The sequence below is a fragment of the Streptomyces sp. NBC_01707 genome (genome assembly GCF_041438805.1).
Classification (GTDB): Bacteria; Actinomycetota; Actinomycetes; order Streptomycetales; family Streptomycetaceae; genus Streptomyces.
Genome location: NZ_CP109190.1, coordinates 9,176,904 through 9,194,594, shown reverse-complemented (window position 1 = coordinate 9,194,594; position 17,691 = coordinate 9,176,904). Strand labels below are relative to the sequence as shown.

Annotated in this window: 14 protein-coding genes; 3 read left to right on the top strand and 11 right to left on the bottom strand. The window is 68.8% G+C overall.

Annotation, left to right across the window (positions count from 1 at the left end; translation table 11 throughout):
* Positions 1–11: 11 nt before the first annotated feature.
* The 7 genes from OG963_RS41090 to OG963_RS41060 all read right to left on the bottom strand — a co-directional run bounded on the left by OG963_RS41090 (position 12) and on the right by OG963_RS41060 (position 8,423).
* Positions 12–902 (bottom strand): LLM class F420-dependent oxidoreductase, encoded by an 891-nt coding sequence (locus OG963_RS41090; protein ID WP_371800079.1) that lies wholly within the window; start codon positions 900–902, stop codon positions 12–14.
* Between the two features lie 256 nt (positions 903–1,158).
* Positions 1,159–1,785 carry an SMI1/KNR4 family protein gene (locus OG963_RS41085; protein WP_371800078.1) on the bottom strand — a complete coding sequence of 209 codons (627 nt, stop codon included), beginning with the start codon at positions 1,783–1,785 and terminating at the stop codon, positions 1,159–1,161.
* A 692-nt stretch (positions 1,786–2,477) separates the two neighbouring features.
* Positions 2,478–2,804 carry a hypothetical protein gene (locus tag OG963_RS41080; RefSeq protein WP_319740335.1) on the bottom strand — a complete coding sequence of 109 codons (327 nt, stop codon included), beginning with the start codon at positions 2,802–2,804 and terminating at the stop codon, positions 2,478–2,480.
* 247 nt (positions 2,805–3,051) lie between these two features.
* Complete coding sequence (locus tag OG963_RS41075) at positions 3,052–3,417, bottom strand: DUF6300 family protein (RefSeq protein ID WP_371800077.1); 366 nt, start codon at positions 3,415–3,417, stop codon at positions 3,052–3,054.
* On the bottom strand, positions 3,399–6,992 hold the full coding sequence (gene dnaE, locus OG963_RS41070; RefSeq protein ID WP_319740333.1) for a DNA polymerase III subunit alpha: 3,594 nt from the start codon (positions 6,990–6,992) through the stop codon (positions 3,399–3,401). Before dnaE ends, OG963_RS41075 begins: the two co-directional genes overlap by 19 nt.
* A 761-nt stretch (positions 6,993–7,753) precedes the next feature.
* The gene (locus OG963_RS41065) at positions 7,754–8,095 is read right to left on the bottom strand and encodes a DUF6299 family protein (protein ID WP_319740332.1); all 342 of its coding nucleotides are present in this window, start codon (positions 8,093–8,095) and stop codon (positions 7,754–7,756) included.
* 133 nt (positions 8,096–8,228) lie between these two features.
* Positions 8,229–8,423 (bottom strand): hypothetical protein, encoded by a 195-nt coding sequence (locus tag OG963_RS41060; RefSeq protein WP_319740331.1) that lies wholly within the window; start codon positions 8,421–8,423, stop codon positions 8,229–8,231.
* A 543-nt stretch (positions 8,424–8,966) separates the two neighbouring features.
* Here OG963_RS41060 and OG963_RS41055 point away from each other — a divergent pair.
* Complete coding sequence (locus OG963_RS41055; RefSeq protein WP_319740330.1) at positions 8,967–9,845, top strand: isocitrate lyase/PEP mutase family protein; 879 nt, start codon at positions 8,967–8,969, stop codon at positions 9,843–9,845.
* Positions 9,846–10,253: 408 nt separating this feature from the next.
* Here the strand turns inward: OG963_RS41055 and OG963_RS41050 are convergent, their stop codons facing one another.
* Complete coding sequence (locus OG963_RS41050) at positions 10,254–11,423, bottom strand: thiolase family protein (protein ID WP_319740329.1); 1,170 nt, start codon at positions 11,421–11,423, stop codon at positions 10,254–10,256.
* Positions 11,424–11,706: 283 nt separating this feature from the next.
* Positions 11,707–12,663: a YafY family protein gene (locus OG963_RS41045; RefSeq protein ID WP_319740328.1), complete on the bottom strand. Its 957-nt coding sequence runs from the start codon at positions 12,661–12,663 to the stop codon at positions 11,707–11,709.
* A gap of 97 nt (positions 12,664–12,760) precedes the next feature.
* Here OG963_RS41045 and OG963_RS41040 point away from each other — a divergent pair, with 97 nt between their 5' ends.
* Together OG963_RS41040 and OG963_RS41035 are read left to right on the top strand one after the other, a co-directional pair.
* The gene (locus tag OG963_RS41040; protein ID WP_371800076.1) at positions 12,761–13,750 is read left to right on the top strand and encodes a zinc-binding dehydrogenase; all 990 of its coding nucleotides are present in this window, start codon (positions 12,761–12,763) and stop codon (positions 13,748–13,750) included.
* Positions 13,747–14,871 carry a winged helix DNA-binding domain-containing protein gene (locus tag OG963_RS41035; RefSeq protein ID WP_371800075.1) on the top strand — a complete coding sequence of 375 codons (1,125 nt, stop codon included), beginning with the start codon at positions 13,747–13,749 and terminating at the stop codon, positions 14,869–14,871. Before OG963_RS41040 ends, OG963_RS41035 begins: the two co-directional genes overlap by 4 nt.
* A 176-nt stretch (positions 14,872–15,047) precedes the next feature.
* Here OG963_RS41035 and OG963_RS41030 read toward each other — a convergent pair whose 3' ends face one another.
* Positions 15,048–15,464: a GFA family protein gene (locus tag OG963_RS41030; RefSeq protein WP_319740325.1), complete on the bottom strand. Its 417-nt coding sequence runs from the start codon at positions 15,462–15,464 to the stop codon at positions 15,048–15,050.
* A gap of 457 nt (positions 15,465–15,921) precedes the next feature.
* A complete protein-coding gene (gene ptsP / locus OG963_RS41025; RefSeq protein WP_362273849.1) occupies positions 15,922–17,589 on the bottom strand; it encodes a phosphoenolpyruvate--protein phosphotransferase in 1,668 nt (555 codons plus the stop codon).
* Positions 17,590–17,691 lie beyond the last annotated feature (102 nt).

Here is a 17,691-nt window from a genome sequence, read left to right as displayed (position 1 = left end):
GTGCCCCCGCGCTATGCGGGAGTGGGAGCTCCGCATTCCTCCGGGCGAATCCAGGTCCGGGCGAGTTCCGCGACCCAGGTGGCTGCCGCGTCGGGAGCGGGCGGGGGTGCGCCGACGACGACGAGCTCGGTGACGCCCGCCGCACCGAGTGCCGGGAGGTCCTCCGGGATGCCGTCGCTCAGAGCGACGGCGACCGTGAGCTCACCGAAAGCGCGACCGTGGCGGGCGCACTCATCGGCGAGCACGGCGACGCGCGCCGGGACGTCCGACGCCGCGACGTCGAAGCCGTACCAGCCGTCGGCGAGCGTGGCCGCGCGGTGCAAGGCGGCGTCGCTGTTGCCGCCGACCACGACCGGGAGACGGCCGCCGCGCAGCGGCTTCGGGTTGACCCGGATCGCGTCGAAGCGGGTGAACTCCCCGGTGAAGGACGCCGGGTCCTCGGCCCAGAGGGCGCGCATCGCGGCGAGGTACTCCTCGGTCCGCCGCCCGCGCTCGGCGAAGGGCACTCCGAGTGCTGCGAATTCCTCGGCGGACCAGCCGACCCCGACCCCGAGGCTGAATCGCCCGGCGGAGAGCACGTCGAGTGTGGCGGCCTGTTTGGCGACCAGGACCGGGTTGTGCTCAGGCAGCAGGAGTACGCCCGAGCCGAGCTCGATCCGGCTTGTGACGGCTGCCGCGAAGGTCAGGGCAAGCAGCGGGTCCAGCCAGTCCGCATCCGCGGGCACGGCGATCCTGCCGTCCTCGGAGTAGGGATAGCGAGAGGCAGGCGCGTCCACGAGCACCACGTGCTCGCCGCACCAGAGCCTCGCGAAGCCGTGCTTCTCCGCGGCTGTGGCCACCGCACGGATCACCTCGGGACGGGCACCGTCACCGATGCCGAGCGCGTGCAACCCCACTCGCATTCTCCACCTCCGGACGTCGCTTCAAGTACTCCTCACGAAATGATCTCTCCCCCACGGACGGACATCGACGGTCAGCCATCAACCACGCGCCGCGAAGCGAGGGTCCGCAGGCGCCGCTGTGGTGGTTCATTCCGTTAGGACTTCTAACGATCTGAACCGCGACCAGTCCGACCGAGGGTCCTCATCGGTGGGTGAGTCAGGGAGTTCTGCGATGGGGCTGCCGGACCGGCTCCACCCGGTGTCGGCCCGGCAGCGTTCACCAGCCGACCAGATCCATGGACCTTCGAGCCAGCCAGTCCATGAACGACACAGGCCGACCGTCGAGATTCAGAGGAAGGATTCGGTCGCAGGTGGCCCGGCCGTCGAACCACAGTGAGCCCTGGTAGGGACCGGCGACAACGAGCAGGGTCGAGAAGCCACAGCCGTTGTCCTGGATGAATACAGCTCCGGACGTCTTGCGCTCCTGGAACACCTCGTACTCGGCATCCCACTGCTTCCATGCCGCCTGGTGGGCGTTGTGGTCCGGGAAGTCCTCCGGCAGCGGCTCGCGTGCGTCCAGCTCATCCTCGTAAGCACGGTAGGAGTCCGGATGCGGGAAGGCGGTAGTGAGCAGGTCGTAGTTGGTGCTTGAGTCCCCATGCCAGCCCCAGCCTGCCGCGGACCGGCGTAGGCGGTTCACAGCGCCGTCGGGGCTGTGCCGGAGCAAGTACTCTCGGTACTGGTCCGGGAACGCGATGCCCAGCTCCGCCTCCGCTTCGCGGATCTCCGCTTCGGAGAGCGGCGGCGCCGGGCAGGCGTCCTGCCCCGAGGGGGGACAACTGAGCTCCTCAAGGCGCCGCCCCCGGGCGATGCGTTGGGCTTCCGCCATCCAATCGGTCGTCATACGGGTGAGGGTAGACGCGCACGGAGAGAGATGATCTCGGCGAGTGCCGCCGACGGCGCCGACCCGTCAGCCGCCGGCTCCTCCACTGCCAAAAGCCCCACCGTTGTCCTCCTTGCGTGCGTCGCGCAGCGAAGAGGGTCGGTTGATCTCATAGGGGCTGAGGCCTTCCCCGAAATCATCGGCGTCCCTCAAAGTCCGACCGCTTCGGGAGGAACGGTCGGTCCGTGGTCCCTGCAGTCGTGCTCGAGACCGACGGCGCGCGTCCCACCAGAGGAGGCCAAGCAGAACCGCCACTACGACCACCGCTATGCCGACGGGGAAGATCCAGCGCACATCCGTGGCGGCCATTGTGATGTCACTGATAGGCACCTGGCTCACAAAGTGGCTCATCTGGCCCACGTCCTTCCTGAGGGGATTCCACCGCTCACAAAGCGAGGCAGAGGCTTCCGCTCATTGGCGAGAGCCCGCGATGGCCGGAGCCGTGGGAAGTTCGAATCCCGCCGCCCTTGGCTGGATCATCTCGCGTGGCCCGCCTGAACTGGACGCCTGGCAAGGCTCAAGCTCACTTCAAGTTTACGGCGGGCAGCGCACGGCGGCCGCTCCCCGCCCGGACAGAGCCTCACGCCGCCACGCACGCCTGAGGGCCGCCCCAAGTCGTGATCATGTTGCGGGGTGGAGGCTGAGCATCCAGATCACTGCTCCGCGCAGGTGAAGACCGACGAGGTAGTTGTCGGAAGTCTTGTCGAGCGGGTCTTGAAGCAGCGCCACGCCTTGATCTTGTTGATGCACCGTTCGGCGCTGTTGCGATCTTTGTGGAGTTCTGCGTCGTGAAAGGCGGGCCTGCCGCCCCGGTGGCCGGCCGTCTTGTGGTTCGCTGCCTGGTCGGCCTTCTGCCGGATGACTGCCTCGATGCTCTGTTTCCGCAGGTGAGCGCGATTGGCGCGAGAGTGCGCCTGGTCGATGGCCACCGCGTCGGGCCAGGTGCGCAGGCGGCCGACCGCGCCACGGACCTCGGTCACCGTAGTCCGATGTCCTGGTGGATCCGGGGCTGACCCTCGGGAAACGCGATCCCCATCGTCAAGGCCGAGCACGTGCACGCAGACACGATCCGGGCCGCCCTCGCCGCCGGATACCTGGCGGTCAGGGACATGAGCGAGCGCAGCGTCCCTCTGTTCGGCTGGGGCCCCGGCGGCGCAGGGGTGACCTGCCCAGTCGCAGCATCCTCCCCGGCAGTCTGCGGGACCTCAGAGATGATGCTGCGCTTCGCTACAGTTCGCCTCGGCGCCAGCTGTCTTCTTCGTATGCAAGGGCCTGGCCAGCCGGCTTCCGCTGCCTCTGTACCTCGCCCCAGTCACCGGCCAGGTCGGCAAAGGACGAGAGATTTCCCTGCGTCACCATGTCGTCGACAGCGAACAGCGCGAGCAGATCTGCGGCGGCAGGATCCATGGCGTCACAGCTCGAGCACAGCAGAGAGGCGCGCATGCCTTCCACATCCTGGTTTCGTTGGTTCTTCCAGGAATGGGGAAACGAGGCGAGCATCAGTCCTGGCCTGCTGCAGCGCGCGCAGTCAGGCACTCCGTCGACCTGGACCAGAAGCGAGGCTTGCTCGCTACTCACGCGACACCCAGCCATGCGTCGGTACCGAAGGTTCCCTTGATGTCAGAGGCCACCGACGTGGGGTCCACCTCGAAGCCCAGCTCGTACACCACCGTCTTCACCGGTGTACGCACCTGAAGCCGGACAGGGCTCTCTCCCTTGTGCGCCGCCAGGATCCGCTTGAGTTCCTGGACGGTGGGCTCGTTCATCCTGTGGGCGAGGAAGGAGAGCTGCACCGGCGGCCGGCCGCCGTGTTCGGCCGACGACACGTCCAGGACCTGGATCTCCTGCCCGAAGATGCTGACGGCCCCGTCCCGGTCGTTGAGGCGTCCTTCGACCGAGACGACGCTGTCCGGGATCAGGGCGTGCTGGACCAGGTTGTACACGGCGGGGAAGAAGAGGACCTCCATCTCGCCGTCACGGTCGGCAAGGTTGATGATCGCCCAGGCGTTGCCCTGCTTGGTCACCCGTCGGTCGACGTTGGAGATCAGACCGGACAGACGCACGACTCCCTCGGTGCGTCCTGAACCGAGGAGTTCGCTGATGGTGGTGTCGCGGTTGCGGGAGAGGATGTGTTCCGTGCCGTCCAGCGGGTGCGCGGAGACGTACAGGCCGAGCATCTCCCGTTCGGTGGAGAGCAGTTGCTTGCGGGGCCATTCGTCTTCCCCGATCGGGAAGTCCAGACCGAAGCCGCTGTCGGGGCCGGCGCTGTCGGCGCCGAGGTCGGCGAAGAGATCGTCCTGACCATAGGCGGCTGCCTTCTTCACCGGGATGACAGAGTCGATGGCGTCCTCGTGGACGGCGGACAGTCCCTTGCGGGTGTGGCTCAAGGAGTCGAACGACCCGGCCTTGATCAGCGACTCGACAGCCCGCTTGTTCAGGGCGGGCAGGTCAGCCTTGTCGAGGAAGTCTGCGAAGGAGGTGAACTTCCCCTTCGACTTGCGCGAGGCCACCAGCGACTCGATGACGTTCTCGCCGACGTTGCGGACGGACCGGAGCCCGAAGCGGACGTCGTCGCCGACGGCTGTGAAGTTCGCCACCGACTCGTTGATGTCCGGCTGCAGCACCTGCACACCGAGCTTACGTGCGTCCGCGAGGTAGATCCCGGCCTTGTCCTTGTCATCACCCACGGAGGTGAGCAGGGCTGCCATGTACTCGGCCGGATAGTTGGCCTTGAGGTAGGCGGTCCAGTAGGAGACCAGCCCATAGCCGGCGGTGTGGGACTTGTTGAACGCGTACCCGGAGAAGGGCAACATGACGTCCCACAGGGCCTTGATGGACTCCTCGGAGTAGCCGTTGCCCTGCATGCCTGCATGGAACTTGTCCCACTCGGCAGCCAGCACTTCGGGCTTCTTCTTGCCCATCGCTCGGCGCAGGAGGTCTGCGCCGCCCAGGGTGTAACCGGCCAGTTCCCGGGCGATGGCCATGATCTGCTCCTGGTAGATGAGCAGATGGAACGTGTTGCCGAGGATGCCCTCCAGGGCGTCCTTGAGTTCGGGGTGGATCGGTTGGATCTCCTGGCGGCCGGTCTTGCGGTGGGCGTAGTTGGTGTGCGCGTTGGCCGCCATGGGGCCCGGACGGTACAGGGCCAGGGCGGCTGCGATGTCTTCGAAGCGGGAAGGCTCCATCAGCTTCAGCAGGGTGCGCATACCGCCGCCATCGAGCTGGAAGACACCGAAGGTGTCGCCACGGGCGAGGAGCTCGAAGGTCTTCTTGTCATCCAGCGGGATGCCCTGGGCGCCTCCCATGGGGACGGTGTCGGTGGTCAGGTCGACGCCGCGGTTCTCGCGGATGTTCTGGATGGCGTGGTCGATCACACCCAGGTTCCGCAGCCCCAGGAAGTCCATCTTGACCAGCCCCATGTCCTCGCAACTGGGGTAGTCGAATCCGGTGATCTTGACGCCGTCCTTGGCGCGCATATGGAGCGGGATACGGTCGGTGAGCTTCGTCTTGGAGAGAATGACCGCGGCCGCATGCACACCGGTGCCGCGGATCAGGCCCTCGACGCCCATGGCGCCGTCGACGACCTTCTTGACGTCCAGCTCGTTCTCGTACAGAGCCCTGATCTCACCGGCTTCTCCGTGGCGGGGGTGAGACGAGTCGAAGATCCCCGAAATGGGGATGCTCTTGCCCATCACGTCCGGCGGAAGCGCCTTGGTGATCCGCTCACCGTGGCTGAAGGGGTAGCCCATCAGCCGTGAGGTGTCCTTGATCGCGTTCTTCGCCTTGAGCTTGCCGAAGGTGTTCACCATGGCCGTGTACTCGGTGCCGTACTTGTCGACGACGTAACGCACCATCGCGTCACGCTGGCGGTCGTCGAAGTCGAGGTCGACATCCGGGGGGTTGATGCGCTCAGGGTTGAGGAACCGCTCGAAGAGCAGACCGTGCTCCAGGGGGCACAGCTCGGTGATGCGGGTCGCGTAGGCGACGATCGAACCGGTTGCCGATCCACGGCCCGGCCCGACGGGGATGTTGTTGTCACGGGCATGCTGGACGATGTCGGCGACGACGAGGAAGTAGGAGGAGAAGCCCATGGGGCCGATGACCGTCATCTCGGTCTCGAACCGCTCCATGACCTCATCGGGAATCGGAGAGCCGTAGCGCATCTCCAGGCCTTTGAGAACGTCCTTGCGCAGCCACGATTCCTGGGTCTCCCCCTCGGGGACGTCCGGGAACTGCGGCATCTCGTCCTCGGGCGCGAAGACTTCTTCGTAGGACTCGACACGTTCCGCGATCAGCAGCGTGTTGTCGCAGGCCTCGGGCAGCTCGGAGAACAGTTCCCGCATCTCTGCGGCGGTCTTGAGGTAGTAGCCGCTGCCGTTGAACCTGAACCGGTTCGGGTCGTCCTTGTTCTTGCCCACCCCGATACACAGCAGGTTGTCGTGCGCATCCGCGTGCTCTTCCAGCACGTAGTGCGCGTCGTTCGTCGCCAACAGCGGGATACCGAGATCCTCGGCCAGGCGCAGCAGGTCGCCTCGGACGTTGCGCTCCAGGTCCAGGCCGTGGTCCATCAACTCCAGGAAGTAGTTCTCCTTCCCGAAGATGTCCTGATACGCGCCGGCGACCTGCCGAGCCTCGTCGTACTGGTTCAGCCGCAGCCGCGTCTGGATCGCCCCCGAGGGACAACCGGTCGTCGCAATGATCCCCTCTGCATGCTCAGAGATCAGCTCCATGTCCATACGCGGCTTGCCCGCCGGGAACTGCCCTGTGTAGGACGCCTCGGTCGACATGTAGAACAGGTTCCGCAGGCCCTGGACGTTCTGTGCCCACATCGTCATGTGGGTGAAGCGGCCACCGCCGGAAACGTCCTTGGAGCCCTCGCCGTCGTCCGACATGGCCCGGACACCGCCGGGCCCCCAGAACTCCTGCTTGCGGTTGCGCCGCGAGGACGGCGCGACGTACGCCTCGATTCCGATGATCGGCTTCACGCCGTCATGCTTCTTGGCCACCTGCTGGAACTCGTAGGCTCCGAACATGTTGCCGTGATCACTCATCGCGATCGCCGGCATCTCCTGACGCGCGACCTCGGCGAACATCGGCCCAAGCCGTTGGGCGCCATCGAGCATCGAGTATTCGGTGTGATTGTGCAGGTGAACAAAGCTGTCGGACACCGGGCAGGCACCTCCGAGGCGCTCGTGGAGAGCCCTCACCCTATCCCTCGGTCGGACGCGGCAGACGCTCTCCGACACGCGTCGAAGGTGACCCCGAAGGGATCCGACGGTGACCTCGGTCGATCACACAAAGTTGTCACCGAGCATGCTTACGTTGCCGTTCGGGGGATTCCTACGTCTCGTAGCGGCCCAGCGCTCGGACGAAGGAGCGCCACGACGGCGCCTGCTCCGGCTCGCCGCTGCTGCTCCTGCCCTGAAGGGTCGGCGGAGCCGTACAGCCTCCCGGCGACCTGATCCCTGTCGAAGGCCGCGCCGCCACCCGCTCCCTGATTCTCAGCCTTGCCGTCCTGTTCAACCTGGGTGCAGCAGACGACGATCACGCCGGCCGGTCGATGCCGCGATGCCCCGGCCGTTGCAACCAACGGCAGCGGCTTCGTCCCGGCCGGACAGAGACCGTGCACGCGGTACGGGTCCGGGTCAGGCCGCGGCGGCCGCCGGCACCACGATGACGCATCCCCTCCGGTCACGGCTCGACGAGCGAGCCGGGCACGACGCGGCGGAACGGCCGGCTGCGCCAACGGCGAAGGAGCACTCGCTGGGAAGGCACCCAGTGTGAAGCAGCCCGCCCGCCACGGCTCCGGCCGGGCCACCCCGGTTCACCCGATGTCGGGGCGCGGGCGGCGCCTCGACCTCTGTGCCGGCCGCGATCTGCGCTTCCTCCCGCGGTCCCATTTCCGGTAGCGCTCGATCGGCCGGGCCCGTCAGCCCTTCGCGGGGCGCAACTCGATCTCGTGCCGGTTGGTCGCGATGATGCTTGGCATGGGCAGGCCGCTTCCCGTGTCCAGGTGCACAAGGGTCGTTTCCACCTCGGCCGGCCCCGGTGCCACCGGGGCTCCGAGCACGAGCTTGTCCTGGTTCACCCATGTGTGTTCGACGCCGTCGCACGTTGCCGCCGTGCCGCCGATGCCGTGCCGCACTTCGCCGACCCGCACCGAGGAAGACACGAAGACCGGTCCGGCACCCGACAACGGCGAACAGCGATAGGTGCCGAAGACGGTGACGGTTCCGTCTGTGGAAACCGTTCCGGTCGGGGCGGCGGACACTGCTTGACCATCCGCGGCACCGACCGGGCCTGCGGCTGCTGTCAGAAGAGCGCCGCCAATGACAACGACACCGGCGGCGACAAGGCTTCCTCGCACTGGCTGATCTCCTTGATCGTAAGAACCTTCCTGCAGCTCAACGAGATGCCTCGGGGGCGGAAACGACGACCGGAGCAATTGCGGGCGCGGTGTACGCCACCTGGCCGTAGGGGTACGAGACCAGGGTCGGTGCGGACGGCTTCGCCTGGGCGAAGCCTCGCGTGCCCGCACCGAGGAGCGAGCGACCGCACGCCACACGACAGTTGAGCCGTGCGCTCTTCGGCGGTCCCACAACCGAAGGATGGAGGCCCGGGGACGTCCAGGGTCTCGGCGTGGCGTTGCTCGCGCCGATCCCGCCTGCCTCCCCGGCACGGTGCCCCCTCCTGCTTTCGGACCACCAGGCCCTAGATCCCCCGCTCCGGGAGAACGATGGCACCGACCGGGCACGCTCCGGCGAATATCGGGCCTGCCGCTGCAGCCCGGACCGATCGCGTGTGGCTTCGCGCATGCCACCCGCCGGAACCGGATCCTGGGCATGACCGCTCACCCGCGCGAGGCCCGGGTGGTCCAGGTCGTGGGAAATGGGTGAGCGCGCCGGACCGGCGGATGACGGCCACATTTATTAGGTCACTTTCACCATATTTTTGCCCTATCATCCGAAATAAGGCCGGTGCTGGCGGATCCTATGGTCCGGAGCACCGGCGGACAGCGTGCCGCCGGCAGCCGGACGTCCGTGGTCATACCGAGGGGCACGAGCGATATGCGGGCGCATACGGTGCCGGGGCCGCGGCGACCGCGGTCGGCACCCACTCCCCTTCGGCGCAGGAGGACGGCCATGCCCAGACACACGACCCGCCTGCGGCAACTGCTCAACGACCCGAACATCCTGGTGGCTCCGGGAGCCTACGACGGAACCGGTGCCCGGCTGGTGAAGCAACTCGGCTTCCAGGCGGTCTACCTCAGCGGATTCGAGACGGCTGCCAGCATCCTGGGGCAGCCCGACGTGGGCTATCTGTCGCACACACAGATGGTGGAACGAGTCACGGCCATCGCCGATGTGGTGGACCTGCCACTGATCGCCGACGCCGATACCGGCTTCGGCAACCCGCTCAACGTCCGCCGCGCGGTCATCGCCTACGAACGGGCCGGCGCCGCGGCCATGCACATCGAGGACCAGACCTTCCCGAAGCGCTGCGGGCACATGCTCGGACGCGAGGTCGTCCCCGTCCACGAGATGGTCCAGAAGATCAAAGCAGCGGTCGACGCGCGGCAGGACCCCGACTTCGTCATCATCGCCCGCACCGACGCGCGGACGACACACGGGCTCGACGAGGCGATCGACCGAGGTGCCGCCTACCACGAGGCCGGCGCCGACATGTTGTTCATCGAATCCCCCGAGAGCGAGGAGGAGATGCGGCGGATCTGCGAGACGTTCCGCGGCATCGTCCCCCTTCTCAGCAACCAGGTCGAAGGCGGCCGGACGCCGACTCCGGGTGTCGGTGTCCTCCAGGACATGGGATACGCCCTCGCAATTTTCCCGGTGGGGACGGCATTCGCGGCCGCCCAGGGAATGCGGGACTACCTCGAGGTGCTTGCGACGGCAGGCGACACGCGAGGCGCACTCGAGAACCGGATCCAGTTCGATGAGTTCACCGCGCTGATCGGTCTTGGCGAACACACCGAACTCGAGCGGCGCTACCAGTCCGAACAGTAGGACCGTGCCCTGCATGGTGGTTGGTCCTTGAGAAACGTATGGGGAGCGTCGGGTGGGGCTGGACCGTCCCGGACGAACTGCGGGGACCGCCCAGCCCTTGTCGCCACCGGCCCGCCCGGGGCCGCAGAGCGATGGGAGTGCGGACAGGGCAGTGCGTGATCGCGATCTGTCCGGGTCGATCAGGTGAAGGGGAGGGATGACAGCGGGGTCACGGACGTGGTGCAGGAGGTTCTCCATGCCCCGGTGACCTCCGATCCACCCGACGCGCGCCTGCCGTCATCCGGTGGACGCCCCACCGCATGAGACCGCCGCACGCGCACCTCCGCCATCCGCCACAGGCACCCGCCGATCCGCTGGACAGGCACCTCATCGGCCCACCGGGCGGGCAGCCCGCACCCGGACGACCCGTCAGACCGCCTCCACCACCATCGCGTTGGCGAGTCCGCCTGCCTCACACATCGTCTGGAGGGCGTAGCGGGCGCCGCGCTCGCGCATCGCGTGGACCAGGGTGGTCGTCAGGCGGGTGCCGCTCGCGCCGAGGGGGTGGCCGATGGCGATCGCGCCACCGTGCACGTTGACCTTGGCCAGGTCGGCGCCGGTCTCCTGCTGCCAGGCCAGGACCACGCTGGAGAAGGCCTCGTTGACCTCGAACAGGTCGATGTCGTCGAGCCGCAGGTTCGCCCTGCGCAGCACCTTCTCGGTCGCCGGGATGACGCCACTGAGCATCAGCAGCGGGTCGGAGCCGGTGACGGCGAAGCTGTGCAGGCGGGCGAGGGGGCGCAGGCCGAGGCGGGCCGCGGTCTCGCTGGAGGTGATCAGAACGGCCGAGGCACCGTCGTTGATGGGGCTGGCGTTGCCCGCGGTGACGTTCCACTCGATCTGCGGGAAGCGTTCGCCGAAGCCGGGCTCGTAGTAGGCAGGCTTGAGGCCGGCCAGGATCTCCGGGGTGCTGCCGGGCCGTACGCACTCGTCGCGGGTGACGCCCTCCAGGGGCGCGGTCTCGGCGTCGAACAGTCCGGCGTCCCAGGCGGCGGCCGCCTTGTGGTGCGAGGAGACGGCGAAGGCGTCCATCCGCTCGCGCGTGATGGACCACTTGGCGGCGATGAGTTCGGCGCTGATGCCCTGCGGGACGAGGCCTTCGGGGTAGCGCTCGGCAACTCCGGGGCCGAAGGGGTCCTTACCGTCGGGCACGTTCGACCACATCGGCACCCGGCTCATCGACTCGACACCACAGGCGACGACCAGGTCGTACGCGCCCGAGATGACCCCCTGCGCGGCGAAGTGCACCGCCTGCTGGGAGGAGCCGCACTGACGGTCCACCGTGGTCGCCGGGACCGTCTCGGGGAAGCCCGCCGACAGCACGGCGTAACGGGTGGTGTTCATGGCCTGCTCGCCGACCTGGTCGACGGTCCCGCCGATGACGTCGTCGATGAGGGCGGGATCGATTCCGGAGCGCTCGACGAGGGTGCGCAGGGTGTGAGCGAGGAGCTCCACGGGGTGGACGTGCGCAAGCGCGCCGTTCGGCTTGCCCTTCCCTATCGGCGTGCGTACGGCTTCGACGATGACTGCGTCACGCATGGTGCGGGCCTCCTGACCGCCGGTGCGCCGGGCGGACCGCCCGGCACGGTTACCGGTGAGTTGCAAAATCAAACTCACTCTAACTCCATGAGTTGGAAAATCAAACTGATCCAACCGACCAGGCACGGAGCGTTGGCAGCCACGGGTCATGGCGATCAGGACGTTGTGACGCTCTGTGATCACAGGGGAGGTCCGTGCCGGTGCCGCTCGCAGAGCGCCTTTGCCACGCTTCACCCGCTGCTTCGAACGCTGCGCCACCGTCGCGGTGCTACGGCGAGGAAGGTCACTCGGGTGCGCGGGTGGCCCGGAGGAAACGGGCCCCCCACTCCTGGACATGCGCGGCGAACTCCGGCGGCCCCAGGACCTCGAACTCGACGCCCACGTTGCCCAGTGCCTGGGTCGGCCAGTCGAGGGAGGCCGAGGTCATGGTGAGCCGGCAGCTGTCCTGGTCGAGCGGCTCGATCGTGCCCCACCGGCCGACCACCTGCCGCACCCGTGCGGATGGCGCGTGGACGAGGACCTCGACCGTGTACGGAGCCGGGGCCCCGCTCGCCGCCTGGACGAATGCCACGGCGTCCTCGGCCGGGAGCAGGCGGGGCCGGAAACGGGCTCCGGTCGCCGTCGGCCCGGTCAGCCGGTCGAGGCGGAAACTGCGCCAGTCGTGGCGGTCCAGGTCGTAGGCGACCAGGTACCAGCGCCCGCCGAGGGCGACGACACGGTGTGGTTCGACCTCGCGCTCGGTGGGTGCGTGACCCCTGGATGCGTAGCCGAACCGCAGCCGCTCCTCGTCACGGCATGCCTGGGCGACTGCGGTGAGCACCCTCGCTGCGACGACCGGCCCGGACGCGGCAGCGGAGACGGTCATCGCGCGCAGGGCATCCACCCTGGCCCTGAGCCGGGGCGGCAGGACCCGCACCACCTTGGTCAGTGCGCGCAGGGAGGCATCCTCCAACCCCGCGATCCCGCTCTGCGCCGCGTCGCCGATGCCCACCGCGAGCGCCACCGCCTCCTCGTCGTCCAGCAGCAGCGGGGGCAGGACAGCGCCGGGCGCAAGCTGGTAGCCGCCGTCCGTCCCCCGGGCGCCGCTGACCGGGTAGCCGAGCTCGCGCAGCCGGTCGACGTCGCGGCGCAGGGTCCGCTCGGAGACTCCGAGCCGGTCGGCCAGTTCCAGGCCGGGCCAGTGCCGGTGGGTCTGCAGCAGGGAGAGCAGTTTGAGGGTCCGTGAGCTGGTGTTCGCCATGCCGGAATACTGCCCCGAGTTCCGGCCAGTAAGTGTCCGGAAGCCTCCTTAGGGTCGATCTCGAAGGCCGTACCGGACCGATGTGAGGACGAAAAAAATGATCACCCGTGAGATCCGACTGGCCGCGCAGATCACCGGCGTACCGACGCTCGACCACTTCGCCGTCGCCGAGACCGAGGTGGACGGCGAGGTACTGGTACGGACCGACCAGGTGGGGCTCGCCGCGACGTACCTGGAGCTGATGCGGGCCGACTGCACCCTCCCGGTGCCGGCCTGGCAGCCGGGCCGGCGGGTAGGAGTGGCCGCCATCGGCACGGTGGTCCGGTCCGACAGCCCCGAGCTCGTGGTCGGGGACCTGGTCCAGTCGATGGCCGGTTGGAGCGAGTACTCGGCCGGTCCGGCCGCGGGGTACGTCAAGCTCGACCGCGAGCTCTTCGCCGACCCCGGGTACCACCTCGGCCAGGGGCCGACCGCCTACTACGGGATGGCGGATGTGGCGGCCGTCGGCGAGGGCGATGTGGTGTTCGTCTCCGGTGCGGCGGGCGGGGTCGGCTCGCTGGCGGGGCAGATCGCCAGGTGTCTCGGTGCGGCGCGGGTGATCGGCAGTGCCGGAAGCCCGGAGAAGGTCGAATACCTCGTCGACGAACTCGGCTACGACGCCGCGTTCGACTACCACGACGGCTCCGCGGCCGACCGGCTGGGGGCGCTCGCACCCGAGGGCATCTCGGTGTTCTTCGACGTCGTGGGCGGCGAGCAGTACGACGCCGCGCTGCAGGCGGCCCTGCCTGGGGCGCGCTTCGCCCTGTGCGGCTCCCTGTCGAGCCAGCTCGGTGACGCGGCCGAGCGCTTCCCGAAGCCCGACCGCGCGGCTGCCGAGGCAAACGGCATCGAGCTGCTGCCGTTCTCCTGCTACCACACACCCGATCAGATCGCGGCCTGGAGTAAGCACTTCAGCACGTGGCTGGGCGAGGGCCGCTTCATCTACCCGCAGACGGTCGTGGAGGGCGGGATCGAGGACGTGCCGCGGGCCTTCCTCTCGCTGCTTCAGGGTTCCCACCGGGGCAATGTCTCGGTGCGGCTGTCGTGAACACCCTCTCCCTCCGGGCCCTGAACCGGGCACTGCTGGACCGACAGTTCCTCCTGGCGCGCACCGATCGCACGCCTGTGGAGGTGATCGGACGGCTGGTCGCACTGCAGGCACAGGAGCCCAACTGGCCCTACGTCGGGCTGTGGAGCAGGATTCACTGCTTCACACAATCCGAGCTCACCGCACTGCTGGAGGACCGGCAGGTGGTCCGCTCCGGCCTGCTCCGCAGCACCCAGCACCTCGCTGCAGCCGACGACTTCCGTCGGCTGCGGCCGCTGCTGCAGCCCGCGCTCGACCGCACCGCCGGTTCCCCCCACTTCACCCGGAACAGCACAGGGCTGGACGCCAAGTCCTTGGTGGCCGAGGGACTCGACCTGCTCGGGGGCGGGACGCTGTCCCGCAAGGAGCTGGCCCGGAGACTGGCCGAACGCCACCCGGGACGCGACGGTCGGATCCTGGCCGGGGAGGTCGAACTGCGCACTCCTCTCGTCCACGGCGCTGCCACCGGTGCCTGGGGCTCCTGGGGAAACCGGTCGGCGGTCTCCGTCACGCCCGCCGAGGCGTGGCTGGGAAAGCCGATGGTTACCGCAGGGGCGGCGGCCGGCGTCAAGGATTCGGCAAAGGAGCTGATCCGCCGTTATCTGGCGGCCTTCGGCCCGGCCGGGGTGAAGGACGTCCAGGCCTGGTGCGGCCTGACCCGCCTGGGCGAGGTCGTCGCGGACATGCACGCCGAACTGCGCCGCTACTGCGGCCCCGATGGCAGGGAACTGATCGATCCGGCCGACGCGGAGCTGCCCGACCCCGAGACCCCCGCCCCCGTACGGCTGCTGCCCGCATTCGACAACGCCCTGCTCGGTCACGCCGACCGGACCCGCGTCATCAGCGACGAGGACCGCAAGCGCGTGATGCCCGGCCAGGCGCAGGTACGGCCCACCTTCCTGGTGGACGGCCGGGTGCAGGGAACGTGGTCCCTCGGCGCCGGGACGCTGCGGCTCACCCCGTTCCGGCCGCTCTGCGCAACCGATCGCGAGGCCCTGGAACAAGAGGCCGACCGGCTGCTGCCGTTCGTGGGAGGCACGACGGTGTCCTACAGCGACACGGCGTCAACCCGGTCGTCTTGAGGTTCCACCCGGCATCCACCGCTGGAACGAGGCGCCCGACGCCCAACACGACGTCAGTGCCCCTGCGGCCGACGCCGGGCAGCGTGAAACGGTACTGACGCCGTGGCGTCCCGTCGGCAGGTGTGCGGTCATGGGTCGCCCTGCGATGCTCCACGCCATCCCCTGACCTGGTGCTGCTACAAGTGGAGCGGGTCGGGAGCGAGGTCGACCCTCATCCACGGCACGGCACGCTGACGGAAGCTGTGCCCCACGGGCTCCAGGCCGTCGATCTGCTCGGTGAGGCTGAATGTCGTCACCATGACCATGTCCGAGCCGTCCGCCACCGAGACGAGGTGGGTGCCGCAGCGCGGGCAGAAGCCTCGGCTCAGGGTCGGCCAGGTCGCGTACCACGTCGGCTCCCCGCAGCGGCCGGTCCAGATCAGCGTCTCCCGGCGGAACCCGGCCCACGACATCGCCGGTGAGCCGGACAGCAGGGTGCAGTGCTCACAGGAACACAGGTGCGGATCGTCCGGAACGCCTGTCACCTCGTACGCGATGTCACCGCACTGGCAGCGGCCCGTCCGCAGGTCGGGAGCGGTGGTCGATTCGGTCACTGCGACATCTCCTTCGACGCGACGTGCGGTTGCGGTGCCAGTGTGCTGCCCCGGAGCAGCCCGCGCCGGTGTTCGGGATTCCGCACCCCAAGTGGAGAGACATGTTCACCCCTCGCGGTGAACGGAAGCCCGGAACGCATGCTGGGCCACTCCGAATCGGGACGGCAGAGCTTTCATGTGTGTCGGGCGGAGCGGCCGGCCTCGACGCTCGGTCGGCCGAAGCTCGCAGCAGCCTCTCCCACGTGCTCCCGGGCAGCTCCCGGGCAGCGCCCGACGCAGGACCGGTGCAGTGGAACTGGGCGCGTCGGCGGCGCCCTCGACAAGATCGCGCGGCACGCCGGCGCCGACTCGGCTCACAGGCACGGTGCATCCAGTTCGGGTCGGCCCCCGCCTCATCGGCCGCAGCCGTCAGGGCGTGCGGGGCGACGTCCGGGTCACACGGACATCTGACGAACCATCAATCGAAGAGCACCGTCTGCGCCATACGCCGCGCCTCGTCGGCCGAGTCCGTCGAGCGGGCGGCGGACGCCGCGCGTCGGCACTGCGCGAGTGTGTATTTCGCCAGCGTCGCCCGCACGTACGGGATGGACGCGGCGCCCATCGAAAGTGAGGTGACACCCAGGCCCGTCAGCACACAGGCCAGCAGCGGATCGGAGGCCGCTTCACCGCACACGCCGCAGCTCTTGCTCGCTGCCTGCGCTGCGTCCGCCGCCAGCGCCACGAGATCCAGCAGCGCGGGCTGCCACGGATCCTGCAGCCGGGAGACGGCACCGACCTGCCGGTCAGCCGCGAAGGCGTACTGTGCCAGGTCGTTGGTACCCAGCGACAGGAACTCCACCTCCTGGAGCACCGAACGCGCCCGGAGCGCGGCGGAGGGAATCTCCACCATCGCACCGCACTTCGCCTGAAGCCCCGCCTCGCGGCAGGAGTCGGCGAACGCCTTCGCGTCGGCGCGGTCGGCGACCATCGGCGCCATGACCTCCAGGGACACCGGAAGGCCCTCGGCCGCCCTGGAGAGCGCGGTGAGCTGGGTCCGCAGTACGTCGGGGTGGTCCAGCAGACTCCGCAGACCTCGCACACCGAGCGCGGGGTTGGGTTCGTCGGCCGGCGTCAGGAAGTCGAGAGGCTTGTCGGCGCCCGCGTCCAGCACCCGTACCACGACTCGGCTCCCGGTAAAGGCTTCCAGCACCGCACGATAGGCCTCGACCTGCTTCTCCTCGGACGGCGCCTGCTTGCTGTCGTCCAGGAAGAGGAACTCCGTACGGAACAGCCCGATGCCCTCCGCGCCCGCCTCCAGTGCGGCCGCTACGTCACCCGGTCCGCCGATGTTCGCCAGGAGCGGCACCCTGTGTCCGTCCGACGTGGTGCCGCGTCCGGTCGAGACGGCGAGCGCGGCCTTGTGCTGCGCGGCGGCACTCTCCATCTCGGCCCGCGCCTCGGCGCTGGGCTCGACGAAGACCTCACCGGTGCGGCCGTCGACCGCGACGACGGTTCCCTCGGCCAGCTCGGCCACGCCGGGCAGTGCGACCACCGCCGGTATGCCCAGTGCCCGCGCAAGGATCGCGCTGTGGCTGGTGGGACTGCCCTCCTGGGTGACGAAACCGAGCACGAGTGTCGGGTCGAGCAGTGCGGTGTCCGCCGGGGCCAGGTCGCGCGCGACAAGGATGTACGCCGAGTCGCTGTCCGGCACGCCGGGCATCGGCACGTCCATCAGGCGGGCCACGATCCGGTTGCGGACGTCGTCGAGGTCCGCAACCCGTCCCGCCAGGTACTCGCCCGCATGAGCGAGCAGCGCGCGGTACGCCGCGAAGGCGTCGTGGATCCCTCGCTCCGCCGAGCTGCCGGCCGCGATGCGCCGCTCGGCGTCCGCCATGAGCTCGGGGTCCTGTGCCATCATGGCCTGCGCTTCGAGGACCGCCTGCGCCTCGCCGTCGGCCTGGTTGCCACGGGCGACGAGGTCTGCCGCGACCGCCTCGGCCGCTCGACGGGCGCGACCCTGCTCACGCTCCACCTCCTCGGCCGGAACCTGCTCGGCAGGCGGCTCCAGGTCCGCCGCGCCCATGTGCCGCACTTCGCCGATCGCCCATCCGTGGCTGACACCGACGCCCTGCAGTGTTGTCTCCATGTAACCGTCCCCGATGGTGCGGAGGTTCCGCCCCCGCGCCGGATTCCTGACCGCGTCCCGGCCGTGCCCCGTGGTGGTGTGACCGCCCGATGCTCTGCTCCC

Coding starts and splice junctions, on each gene's coding strand:
- OG963_RS41050 (WP_319740329.1), bottom strand. CDS start 11,423: ATGCGTGACGCAGTCATCGTCGAAGCCGTACGCACGCCGATAGGGAAG.
- OG963_RS41075 (WP_371800077.1), bottom strand. CDS start 3,417: ATGGCTGGGTGTCGCGTGAGTAGCGAGCAAGCCTCGCTTCTGGTCCAG.
- OG963_RS41055 (WP_319740330.1), top strand. CDS start 8,967: ATGCCCAGACACACGACCCGCCTGCGGCAACTGCTCAACGACCCGAAC.
- OG963_RS41040 (WP_371800076.1), top strand. CDS start 12,761: ATGATCACCCGTGAGATCCGACTGGCCGCGCAGATCACCGGCGTACCG.
- OG963_RS41085 (WP_371800078.1), bottom strand. CDS start 1,785: ATGACGACCGATTGGATGGCGGAAGCCCAACGCATCGCCCGGGGGCGG.
- OG963_RS41090 (WP_371800079.1), bottom strand. CDS start 902: ATGCGAGTGGGGTTGCACGCGCTCGGCATCGGTGACGGTGCCCGTCCC.
- OG963_RS41045 (WP_319740328.1), bottom strand. CDS start 12,663: ATGGCGAACACCAGCTCACGGACCCTCAAACTGCTCTCCCTGCTGCAG.
- ptsP (WP_362273849.1), bottom strand. CDS start 17,589: ATGGAGACAACACTGCAGGGCGTCGGTGTCAGCCACGGATGGGCGATC.